The 11373-nt window shown below is 69.2% G+C and carries 8 protein-coding genes; 5 read left to right on the forward strand and 3 right to left on the reverse strand.

Translation table 11 applies throughout. The annotated features are described in order from the left end of the window. The first annotated feature begins 85 nt into the window (after positions 1-85). A complete protein-coding gene (locus tag NF557_RS00490) occupies positions 86-865 on the forward strand; it encodes an endonuclease/exonuclease/phosphatase family protein (RefSeq protein WP_252621144.1) in 780 nt (259 codons plus the stop codon). 42 nt (positions 866-907) lie between these two features. On the opposite strand, the gene NF557_RS00495 is transcribed toward NF557_RS00490, so the two are convergent. Continuing rightward, positions 908-1468, reverse strand: a complete 561-nt coding sequence (locus NF557_RS00495; protein ID WP_252621145.1) for a hypothetical protein — start codon at positions 1466-1468, stop codon at positions 908-910. A gap of 336 nt (positions 1469-1804) precedes the next feature. On the opposite strand from NF557_RS00495, the gene NF557_RS00500 reads away from it, so the two are divergent. After that, positions 1805-2494 (forward strand): response regulator transcription factor, encoded by a 690-nt coding sequence (locus NF557_RS00500; RefSeq protein WP_252621147.1) that lies wholly within the window; start codon positions 1805-1807, stop codon positions 2492-2494. A 4-nt stretch (positions 2495-2498) separates the two neighbouring features. Then, on the forward strand, positions 2499-3962 hold the full coding sequence (locus NF557_RS00505; protein WP_252621148.1) for a sensor histidine kinase: 1464 nt from the start codon (positions 2499-2501) through the stop codon (positions 3960-3962). Here the strand turns inward: NF557_RS00505 and NF557_RS00510 are convergent. Further along, positions 3909-4409 carry a response regulator transcription factor gene (locus NF557_RS00510; protein WP_252621149.1) on the reverse strand — a complete coding sequence of 167 codons (501 nt, stop codon included), beginning with the start codon at positions 4407-4409 and terminating at the stop codon, positions 3909-3911. The genes NF557_RS00505 and NF557_RS00510 overlap by 54 nt on opposite strands. A 443-nt stretch (positions 4410-4852) precedes the next feature. On the opposite strand from NF557_RS00510, the gene NF557_RS00515 reads away from it, so the two are divergent. Beyond that, positions 4853-10351 (forward strand): peroxidase family protein, encoded by a 5499-nt coding sequence (locus tag NF557_RS00515; protein WP_252621150.1) that lies wholly within the window; start codon positions 4853-4855, stop codon positions 10349-10351. Between the two features lie 165 nt (positions 10352-10516). Continuing rightward, a complete protein-coding gene (locus tag NF557_RS00520) occupies positions 10517-10684 on the forward strand; it encodes a hypothetical protein (protein ID WP_252621151.1) in 168 nt (55 codons plus the stop codon). Here NF557_RS00520 and NF557_RS00525 read toward each other — a convergent pair. Beyond that, positions 10651-11355 carry a FixH family protein gene (locus tag NF557_RS00525; RefSeq protein ID WP_252621153.1) on the reverse strand — a complete coding sequence of 235 codons (705 nt, stop codon included), beginning with the start codon at positions 11353-11355 and terminating at the stop codon, positions 10651-10653. The genes NF557_RS00520 and NF557_RS00525 overlap by 34 nt on opposite strands. Positions 11356-11373: the final 18 nt, after the last annotated feature.

Raw genomic sequence — 11373 nt, forward strand, 5'->3', positions numbered from 1 at the left:
GCCATCCAGTTCTGGTATCACTCTGGTATCTCACGCTCGGGCCGGTTCTCCCCCGCTGCCCTCCAGCCCTAGTACCGTGCCAGGAATGCGATTGGCGACGTGGAACGTCTATCACGGCAGGAGCCCTGCCGACGGAACTGTCGACGCCTCGCGGCTCGCGCAGGCGGTGTCGGATCTGGACGCCGACGTGCTGGCCCTGCAGGAGGTCGATCGTGGGCAGCCACGCTCCGGGCTCCTCGACGTGACCGCCGTGGCGGCGCGGGCGATGAGCGCGGCGCAGTCGCGTTTCGTCCCCACTGTGATCGGGGATCCGGCCCGCAGCTGGCGCCCGGCGGGCGATCAGGACCTCGACGTCACCGCCAGGGGGTATGGCGTGGCGCTGGTGACCCGGTACCCGGTGCGCGCGTGGCACCTGCTCCGCCTCGCGCCGGCCCCGCTGCTCCGCGCGCCCGTGCTGGTGCCTGGCACCAGACGCTTGCTGTGGCTGCGCGATGAGCCGCGAGCGGTCCTGGCCGCGACGCTCAGCACTCCCGCCGGCGTCATGACGGTCGCGAGCACCCACCTGTCCTACGTGCCGGGCGTCAACGTGCTGCAGCTGCGGCGGACCATGAGCTGGCTCAGGCAGTTGCCGGGGCCGCACATCCTGATGGGCGACCTGAACCTGCCCGCCGCACTGGTGCCTCGCCTCACCGGCGCACAACTCCTGGCGCGCGCCACGACATACCCCCTGTCCCGACCGATGGTGCAGGTCGACCACGTCATCGCAACTGGCGCGGTGCCCCCGGTGCTCGGGGTCTTTACCCCCCGGCCGCCCCTGTCCGATCATGCACCCGTGGTCGTGGACCTAGACGTGCGACCGGGCTGAGAGTCAGTCAGACACCAGGGTCAGGGAACTTGGCCTAGCCGTTCAGCCTCGGACAGTCACCTTCAGGTGGTTGAATCCGCCGATGCCTCCGATTTCGACGACCATCGCCCCCACGGTGTAAGTGTTGAGCCAGTCAGGGATGTCTGCCCCACGTGTGGGCAGCTTCTCGATGGCATCTCGGATGGCCTCGGCCGGGTCGTAGGACCGGGAATAGCCGAAAGCCTCGGCGGGCTGCTCGTCGAAGACGCCGCCCGGGAAGGGGAACGAGGGGTCAAGAGAAGTGCGACGCTCCACCTGAAGCTGGGTCACGGCAACTCTCAACTCGCCGCCCGAGTGGTGAACCACTACCTCGGGTCGGGGACCACCGATGCGGAACGCCTGCACCGCTTCGTAGTCAGCCACCTGCTGCATGCAGCGTGCCAGGGGGTTGATCCTCATGCGGACAGCAAAAGCTGGCGGTTCGACGTCCGTGAGGGCCTGTTCGATGGAGACGATATGGCACGCCGTAGGCTTCTCGCCCGACAACCGCACGATCAGCAGGTCGTCACTCTGGTAGGCGTCAGCCTGCTCGACAGTGGCCAACTCCTGCTCGACAATGTCCATGACGACCTCCCTTGATCGGCCCCGTCAAGCGATGTTGGCACGGGGGAGCGGATGGGTCAAGGGGTCAGTGCTCGGTGGCTGCAAGGTCGCGGTGGGGTTCGGGCCCGTCAAACACCGAGTATGACGTGGGGCGGGTCCGACTCATCCGGCCAGACGCCAGGCCAGCATGCCGAAGAGGCCTGCCAGGCCGAACGCCCCCTCACGCAGTTTCGCGCCGCCCGGGTTTACCCCTCGTTGACTTGGGACACCAAGTGGTTAGCCTGTCCTCATGTTCAGGGGTCACGGGAAAGCCCCGCGGCCCGACCGTCGTACGGTCCATGACGGGCGGTGGGGCCGATGACCCGTGTCCTCATCGTCGAGGACGACCCGATGGTCTTCTCGTTCCTGCGCAAGGGTCTGGCGGCCCAGGGGTTTGAGAGCGTCGTCGAGACGAGTGCGGCCGCGGCGGTCCGGTCGGGTCTGGTTCTGGACATCGACGTCGTCCTGCTCGACATCCGGCTCGAGGACGGGGACGGGCTCCAGGTGCTGCGGGCGCTACGGAGCAAGGGCAGCACCGTGCCGGTCATCGTGCTGACCGGCACCGGGGACCAGGACGTCGTGACGTGCCTGGAGAACGGGGCGGACGACTTCATGCGAAAGCCCTTCGAGTTCTCCGAGCTGCTCGCCCGGATCCGCACCAGGCTGCGCACCGAGCGGCGGGTGGGGGAGCTCGTCGTCGGGCCGCTCAGCCTCGACCTGCACACCCGGACCGTCCTGTCCGGCCAGCGCCGCATAGAGCTGACCAGCCGCGAGTTCGCCGTCCTGGAGCTGCTCATGCGCAACCCCGGCGAGGCCGTCAGCCGGACGCGTCTGCTCGACGAGGTGTGGGGTCTGACCTTCGACCCCGGGACCAACCTGGTCAACGTCTATATCAACACACTCCGCAAGAAGCTCGGAGCAGATGTCGTGGAGACCGTGCGCGGAGTCGGCTACCGGCTCCCCGCACCCGCGGCTCGGGCGCCGGGCGCCGCCACCGCGAGCGGGTGAGGCGGTGCGCACCTGGTTCAGCCGTGTGCTGGGCAACATGCGCCTGCGGATCCTGGCGACCACGGCGGTGCTGCTCGCGTGTTTCTTCGCCCTCTCACTGCTGCAGCAGCGCGGAACTCTCCTGGAGCGACTGGACGACGACATCAGCACCCAGCTGGCCGGCGAGACCGAGGAGCTGCTGCTGCTCTCCGACGGCCGCCATCCCCAGAGCGGACTTCCGCTGTTCGAGGACGTGGCATCCCTGTTCGAGTTCTACTTCCGGGGCGAGGTCCCCGATGAGGGGCAGACGCTGATGGGCTTCGTCGACGGCCGGCTCGTTCATGAGGAGTTGCACGTTGATGCCGTCTCAGCGACCGAGCTGCCCGAGATGACAGCCTTCTGGCTGAGCCAGGAAGTCCCCGTGCACGGGGGCCGGGTGACCCCGCACGGCGAGGCCCGCTACGCGGTGCACCCGATCTCCGTCGGTGGGCAGGAAGGACACTTCGTCGTCGCGAGCTTCCCGCGTGCCGAGCAGGCTGCCATCGACGCCGCGATCGGCAGGGACGCCTTGTTCCAGCTGTCGATCATCGCCCTCGCCTCGGCTCTCGGCTACGGGCTGGCCGGCCGGGTGCTGCGCCCCCTGCGCTCGTTGGCGGAGATGGCCCGGACGATCTCGGAGACCGACCTGACGCGCAGAATCCCGGTGCGCGGCCAGGACGAGGCGTCTCAGATCGCGGGGGCCTTCAACGACATGCTCGGCCGGATCGAGCGGGCCTTCAGCGCCCAGCGCGAGTTCCTCGACGACGTCAGCCACGAGCTCCGGGCGCCGCTCACGGTGATCCGTGGCCACCTCGAGCTGCTCGACCTTGAGGACGACCCGCTCGAGCGCGCGGCGACGACAGTGCTGCTCACCGACGAGATCGACCGCATGAACCGGATGGTGGAGGACCTGCTGACCCTGGCCCGCGCCCAGCATCCGGACTTCCTGAAGGTGGGCGACGTCGACGTCGCGGTGTGGACCGAGGAGGTCTTCCGCAAGGCGTCCGTGCTCTGTGCCCGCGAGTGGGAGCTGGTCCCGGGCGCCGAGGTGGTCATCCAGGCCGACGCCCAGCGCCTCACGCAGGCCGTGATGCAGTTCGCGGTCAACGCCTGCCAGCACTCCGGCGCCGACGCCCGGGTGCGGCTGGGGTCTGTGGTTGACGGCCAGGATCTGGTGATGTGGCTCGAGGACGACGGCAGGGGAGTGGCTGCCGATGACGCCGAGCGCGTCTTCGAACGGTTCCAGCGTGGCGCCACCGAGCGGCGCAGCAGCGGGCTCGGTCTGTCGATCGTCGCGGTCATCGCCCGGTCCCACGGGGGCACGGCCAGGGTGGTTCCGGCCCACCCCCGGGGGGCTCGGTTCGAGATCGTCCTGCCGTTGACGGCCCCGGACGGATCAACGGTGCCGGTCGAGGAGGCCAGGCCCGAGTCGCGGGTCCCCGCCGCCTGATCGACCTCTCCCGTCCGCGGGGGCGGACGGATTGTCAGCGCCGGCACGTGGAAGTGCGTCCCCGCAGGTCCGGGACGAGCTGTCGACGACGACTCTGCAGAGATCGGCCAGCGCGATCGGCTTGACCAGGTAGTCGCGGACTCCCAGAGCTTCGGCGACCGCCCGGTCGGCAGGATCGCTGCGCGCGGTCAGGACGACGACCGGCACGTCGTGACGCTCGGCACGCAGGGTCCGGAGGACCTCCAGACCGTCAATGTCCGGCAGGCTGAGATCCAGCAGGACCACGTCGACGTGCTCACGGCGCACCCGGTCGAGGGCAGCTGTGCCCGTGGTTGCGCTCCGGACCCGGTGCCCCGCCTTGGTGAGCGCGGTGCGGATGAAGGCCACGATCAGCGCGTCGTCCTCGACCACAAGGACGTCACGGGCCTCCGGGGCTACGGCAATCATGGGGCACTCCCCTCCGGTGTTCGGCTCTCGACAGCGTAGTCCACGAGGCGGGGGCAGTGGTCCGTGGGGATGTGAGCCTGAAGAAATGGAATTCAAAAGTAAAAGAGAATTAACATATGACGATAAAATGCCCACCGCGCACGGTTTGACCTGCGTGTTTATCGTCGGGAAAGGACTGAATCAGGGCCATCGGGGATTTACGACCCTTGTGTCCGACGACATTCTTCGACGAGACTGCTCGCGATTAACCGAGGCCTGCAGTGGGCCAAACTCAAAGGGGTTGCGCTGTGGATATTTCGACGGCAGGTGCTGGTGTCCTCGCGCTCGTGGGGGCGCTCGCAGCGATCGCTGCGCTGACTCTCCAGCGCCGGTCCGGGCGAGGGGACGCTGCACGGACCGGTCGCCTCTCTCGCCGGGTTCTCGGACTGACCGTTGTGGGAGCCATGGTGTCGACCACCCCGGCGATGCTGAGCGCGCCGGCAGCCGCGGCACCTCCGCCGGGGCAGGACTTCGAGATCACCCGCAGCGACCTTGAGTTCATCCTCAAGCAGATCGACATCTCGGAGGCCCACGGCTGGCGGGTGACCCAACCGGGTGCGGCGGACAACGCCGCCAACAACCCGCTGTGCCCCGCATCGGCCACGTTCAGCTACGCGGACCAGGTGTGGGCCGATCTGCACGGCGACCCCTGCGTCAGTGCGCCCACGCTCCCGTTCGGGCTCCGCACCGTGGACGGCCGGTGGAACAACCTGCACCCCGACCGCGACATGTGGGGAGCCGCCAACCAGGTCTTCCCGCGGCTGCTCGAGCAGGAGTTCGTGGACGCCGACCCCGTCCCCCCAGGTTTCCCCATGGGCACCCCGGGGACGGCCACCAGCTACGCGCAGCTGGACGACGGCTTCGTCTTCGACGCCCAGCCCCGCCTCATCTCCAACCTGATCGTGGACCAGACCACGGCGAACCCGGCGGCGGTCGAGGTCAGGGACCGGGTCGAGGGTGCGCACACCCTCGACGGCGAGGTGCTCCGCGTGGGCGGGTCGGACCGGTTCGCGACCGCGGCCGAGGTCAGCATGAGGAACTTCGCCCCCGGGGTCCCGGTGGTCTTCATCGCCAGCGGCGCGAACTTCCCGGACGCGCTGGCGGCCAGCTCCGCGGCGGCACGCAACCTGAGCCCCATCCTGCTCGTGCGGCCCGACGGCATACCGCAGGCGACCATCGCCGAGCTGCAGCGCCTGGCACCCCAGCGGATCGTGGTGCTGGGTGGGTCCACTGTCATCAACGACCCCGTCGTCACCGCGCTGCAGGCTTACACCGACGGTGACGTCGACCGCGTCGCCGGGTCCAACCGGTACGCGACGGCCGCGGCCATCAGCGCCGAGTTCTTCCAGGACACGGCACCGACCCCGGTGGTCTACCTGGCCACCGGAGCCGACTTCGCCGATGCCCTGGCTGTCGGCGCCCTGGCGGCCAGCGCGTCGGCTGGCGTCAACGGGTCCCCGCTGCTGCTGACACTTCCGACCTCCTTGCCGGCCGTGACCGTCGCCGAGCTCGAACGGCTGCGGCCGAGCAGGATCGTCATCGCCGGCGGCGCGGGGACGATCTCAGCCGGGGTGGCGGAGCAGCTGGCGGGCTACACGGACGAGGTGGTGCGGCTCTCCGGCGCCGACCGCTACGAGACCGCCGTGGAGATCTCCCGCTACGCCCACCCGACGGCGGTGCCTCACATCTACCTCTCCACCGGCGCGAACTTCCCCGATGCCCTCGCCGGCGGTGTCGTCGCAGGGATCACCAACGCACCCGTCCTCCTGGTGCCGCCGAACCCGCCGCTCCCGCAGTCGGTCGTCGCCGAGATCCTGCGGCTCGATCCGCACCAGGTGCACCTGCTCGGTGGCGAGGATGCCATCAGCAGGCCGCTCGCCGACGCGGTCGCGGAGCTGCTCGGGGGGCGTGACATCTTCATCCCGGACGTTGCCACCGACGAAGGTCTGTCCGCCTCGATGAGCACGTTCCTGCTCTTCTTCGGACAGTTCTTCGACCACGGCCTCGACCTGGTCAGTAAGGGGCAGAACGGCACCATCGTGGTGCCATTGCACGAGGACGACCCGATGTACGACCCCGCGGCCGACACCAACTTCCTCACCCTGAGCCGGGCGACGGTGTCCGGGGTCGACGACGCCGGCCAGCGCGACCACGAGAACCGCACGACCCCGTTCGTCGACCAGAGCCAGACCTACGCGAGCCACCCCTCCCACCATGTGTTCCTCCGGGAGTACGCCGCGGTGGGTGGGGTCCCGGTCCCCACCGGGAAGCTCCTGGACGGCTGGCACGGCGACGAGCGCGCCGGGCTGCCCACCTGGGGGGATGTCAAGGACCAGGCCCGGGACCTGCTCGGCATCGAGCTGGTCGACGCCGACGTGCTCGAGGTGCCCCTCCTGGTGACCGATCCCTACGGGCGTTTCGTGCCTGGCCCCAACGGCCTGCCGCAGATCGCCACCGGATCGTCCGGGATGCTCGAGGGTGACCTGGACGCCCCGGTCCGCGTGCCGGACGACGCGTTGCGGGCCGGTCACTCCTTCCTGGACGACATCGCGCACGGAGCCTCGCCCGACACCCCCGCCGGCTATGACAACGCCGCGTTGGAGGCGCACTTCGTCACCGGTGACGGCCGGGGCAACGAGAACATGGGCCTGACCGCGGTGCACCACGTCTTCCACGCCGAGCACAACCGAGTGCTCCAGCAGCTCGAGACGATCCTGCATGAGCCAGGGAACGAGGACCTGCTCGAGGGTTTCCGCAACGGTGGACACGACGGGCGCAGCGCCGGTTTCTGGGACTACAGCGAGCGGGTCTTCCAGGCCGCGCGGTTCGTGACCGAGATGGAGTACCAGCACCTGGTGTTCGAGGAGTTCGCCCGGCGGATCGCCCCGAGCATCGACGCGACGATCCTCAATGAGAACTCCTACATGCCGGACGTCAACCCGGCGATCGTGGCCGAGTTCGCGCACGTGGTCTACCGCTTCGGGCACTCCGCGCTCACGCAGACGGTCGACCGGGTGTTCGAGGAGGAGACCAGCGGCGTGCCGTCCGGGACCTACGAGATGCCGCTCCTCGAGGCCTTCCTCAACCCGAACGGCTACCTGCGTGGTCCCGGCGGTGAGGCACTGCACCCGGACGCGGCCGCCGGCGCTCTCATCCAGGGGACGACTCACCAGACGGCCAACGGGATCGACGAGTTCGTCACCGACACGCTGCGCAACGAGTTGTTGGGGCTGCCGCTCGACCTGGCCAGCATCAACCTGATGCGCGGCCGGGACACGGGTGTGCCCCCGCTCCAGACAGCCCGGGAGACCTTCTTCCAGGCCACCGGAGATCCGGAGCTCGCGCCCTACGCCAGCTGGCGCTCCTTCGAGTTGCAGATGAAGAACCCGGAGTCCCTGGGCAACTTCATCGCGGCCTACGGCACCCACGAGGACCTCGACCGCTCGACGATGACCGTGAGCGAGCTGCGCGATGTGGGCTTCTCCCTGGCTCAGGACGCCACCTTCAAGGACGCGCCGGCCGCCGAGACCGGTTTGGACGACGTGGACTTCTGGATGGGTGGTCTGGCCGAGAAGCCGGAGCCGTTCGGCAACATGCTCGGCAGCACCTTCAACTTCGTGTTCGAGAAGCAGCTGGAAGACCTGCAGAACGGCGACCGCTTCTACTACCTCACCCGCAACCACGGTCAGTCGTTCTTCTTCACCCTGGAGGCCAACTCCTTCTCCGAGCTGATCCAGCGCAACACCGACATCGGTCCGATCCCGTTCGACATCTTCTCGATGCCGAGCGAGGTCTTCGACCTCCGGGACGACCCGGACGACCTGCTCGCGGCAGGTCTGGAGCGGCGGCCGGACGGGACCTGGCACTTCACGGGCGAGGACCACGTGGTCATCCACGGGACCGACGGGGGCGACCGCATCACCGCGGGCCTGGGCGACGACACCATCTGGGGCGGCGCCGGTCCGGACGTCCTCCAGGGCGGCGCCGGTGTGGACGTGCTCGCCGGTGGTGACGGTGACGACATCCTCACCGACATCCACGGCGACGAGGACCGCATGCTCGGCCAGGCCGGCAACGACGCGATCAACGGCGGTCCGGGCTTCGGTGACCTGCTCATGGGCGGCAGCGGCACGGACTGGATCCTGGGCGGTGCTGACCGGGCCCAGGTGTTCGCCGGTCTCGACGACGACTTCATCCAGGGGTCCCCAGGCCCGGATCTGCTCTGGGGCAACGAGGGCGACGACTGGATCGAGGGCAGCTTCGGGCACGACCTGCTCCAGGGTGACAACGGGAACGGCTTCTTCAACGACCCGTGGGGCGGCCACGACATCATGATCGGCGGCCCGGGCAACAGCGACTACGACGCCGAGGGCGGCGACGACATCATGGTCGGTGGGGAGGGGACGGAACGGTTCCACGGCATGCTCGGCTTCGACTGGGTGACCTACAAGGACCTGCGCGTCCCGATCCAGGCAGACCTGGCGTTCACCCCCCAGATGCCGGACGACCTGAACAACGTCAGGGACCGCTACTGGCTGGTCGAGGCTCTGTCGGGCAGCCCGCAGAACGACATCCTGCGTGGTCAGCACCGGCAGGACGACGCCTACGACCCGACCCGCGGCCTCCTCGGCTACGGCCACCGGCTCACCCAGGAGCACCTGGACCGGATCCTGGGCCTGCGTGAGCTGCTGGGGGGTGGCGAGAAGCCGGTGTACGCGGATCCCTTCCTCCACGGCGAGCCGATGCTCGAGTCCGACCAGACGAACAACATCATCCTGGGCGGTCCGGGCAGCGACATCATCGAGCCGAGGGAAGGCAGGAACTTCGTCGACGGAGACGCCTACCTCGACGTCTACATCGAGCACCGCCCCTCCGGTCCGGACGGCGAGGCCGTCGAGCGTGGCGACCGGATGTCGGTGTTCAACAGCCGGGTGTTCGCCGGGACGATCAACCCGGGCGATCTGCACATGGTGCGCGAGATCGTGCACCCGACCGCCATGGACGAGGCCGAGCTGGACACGGTCGTGCTCCCGGGCCGTCTCGAGCACTACACCATCGACGAGCTCGATGACGGCAACGTCCTGGTGACCTTCGAGGAGGCGCCCACCGCGTGGAGCCACGTCCTGCGCAACATCGAGCGCCTCTCGTTCAACGACCGGATGCTCTGCCTGCTCGAGGATGACGACGACGCCAACCTGTGCGGTATGCCGAGCGGCGCGGTCACCATCGGCTACGAAGCCCCCGAGGGGGGCGCCGACGACTGGACCGAGGGCGGCACGGTCGTGACCACGGTGGAGGATCTGGCTGACCCGCAGGGCGTTCAGCAGTCCGAGCTGGTCTACGAGCTGCAGGTCCTCGGCGAGGTCGAACGCCTGGACATCGAGGACATCTGGGTCACCACCCAGGTCAACACCACCGGCGAGTTCCAGCTCACCAACGTCGAGGTCGACCTGGAGGTCCGAGTCGTCGTCAGCTTCGAGGACGACGCCGGCACGCAGGAGTTCCTCGCCTCCGACGGCTACGGTCCGGTCATCAACGTCAACGACGCGCCGGTGCCCCCGGTGATCGCCCCAGCCGTGCCGGGGGTCGGATCGCAGATGTTCGTCGCGCAGATGCTGACCGACGCCGACGGGACCGAGGTCGCCCTCGAGGAGGACGCCTTCGACCATCGTTGGCAGTCCTCGGCCGACGGTGAGTCCTGGAACGACATCCCGGACGCGAGGGCCAACCGGTTCACCGTGACCGAGACGCAGCTGGGTCAGCAGATCCGGCTGGTGATCGAATACACGGACGACCGGGGCACCGACGAGGTGGCGGTCTCAGAGGCGACCGCTCATGTCCTGCCTGGCGCGACAGGAAGCGCCAGCCTGCTCGGGGCGGGCGGGCTGATGACCGCTCGATAGACCACACCCGGACGCGAGGACCTGCCGTCTCACCCCTCGGCGGACCCGCGGGTCCAGGTGTCTCGCGCCAGCAACGGCAGCTGGCGCCGCTCGCCCGCTGGCCTGGGAGTACGACCCGGGCCAGCGGGGGACGCTGCACGACCGCCGCGATCGGGGGCTCCCGACGTGCCCTCGCCGACCTCGACCGTGCCGCGAGGCGTGACGCCCGCCGCGCTGGTGGTCGCCACCCATGACCGGAAGATGCTGCGCGACCTCGCCGGCTGGCCGCGGCTGCTGTCTGAGCTCGAGCGGCAGGGCCGTCAGGTGGTGCCGGAGCCAGGCTGCCCCTTCTGACGGCGACCCCAGAGAACGGCAAGCGTACCGAGAACGAGCAGGACGATCACGCCGCCTGCGACCAGCAGCGTCGTCGGCGTCCCGCCCGGCTCGGCCGTGTTCGTGCCTGCGGTGCTGGGGACCTGGGTCGTGGTGTCGTCCGGCAGTCCGGCAGGGGCCTCGGTCTCGGGGCCGGTCGCCGAGGGTTCCTCCGGGCCGGCGCCCGGAGACGGTGTGGGGGTCTCGGCGGTCTCGAGGGGCGGTGCGGTCGCGTCGGTGGCGTCGTCCGCCTCATCTGGTGCGCCGCGGTCGACGACCTCGGTGTGGGCCAGGGCAGCTATTGGGCCCAAGGAGCTGAACCGCAAAGTCCACTCGCCGGTGTCGGGCAGGTCCACCTCGGCGCCGTAGACACCTGGTACGTCGGTGGGTTCCAGCACCACGGGCTGCAGGACCGCGCCCGCGGGACCGTCGCCGGCCACCGTCACCGTGGCGTCGGTGGCCGGGTGCCCGTCGCCGCTGTAGCGCAGCTCGACCCGGAGCTCCACGGACCCGTCGGCCGAGCGGGCCTCGACCAGCTCCAGGACCCCCTCGTCGTCGTGCGCGAAAGCCACCCCGGTCGACATCGGCGCCAGCAGGAGCACCAGCAGCGCGGCCCACGCCCAGGCTGATGGCGAAAAAACGGCACCCTGCATCCGTGGATCATCCCCTTT

Origin of the sequence: Ornithinimicrobium cryptoxanthini, from assembly GCF_023923205.1 — a bacterium.
Classification (GTDB): domain Bacteria; phylum Actinomycetota; class Actinomycetes; order Actinomycetales; family Dermatophilaceae; genus Ornithinicoccus; species Ornithinicoccus cryptoxanthini.

Coding starts and splice junctions, on each gene's coding strand:
- NF557_RS00525 (WP_252621153.1), bottom strand. CDS start 11,355: ATGCAGGGTGCCGTTTTTTCGCCATCAGCCTGGGCGTGGGCCGCGCTG.
- NF557_RS00495 (WP_252621145.1), bottom strand. CDS start 1,468: ATGGACATTGTCGAGCAGGAGTTGGCCACTGTCGAGCAGGCTGACGCC.
- NF557_RS00490 (WP_252621144.1), top strand. CDS start 86: ATGCGATTGGCGACGTGGAACGTCTATCACGGCAGGAGCCCTGCCGAC.
- NF557_RS00500 (WP_252621147.1), top strand. CDS start 1,805: ATGACCCGTGTCCTCATCGTCGAGGACGACCCGATGGTCTTCTCGTTC.
- NF557_RS00515 (WP_252621150.1), top strand. CDS start 4,853: ATGGTGTCGACCACCCCGGCGATGCTGAGCGCGCCGGCAGCCGCGGCA.
- NF557_RS00510 (WP_252621149.1), bottom strand. CDS start 4,409: ATGATTGCCGTAGCCCCGGAGGCCCGTGACGTCCTTGTGGTCGAGGAC.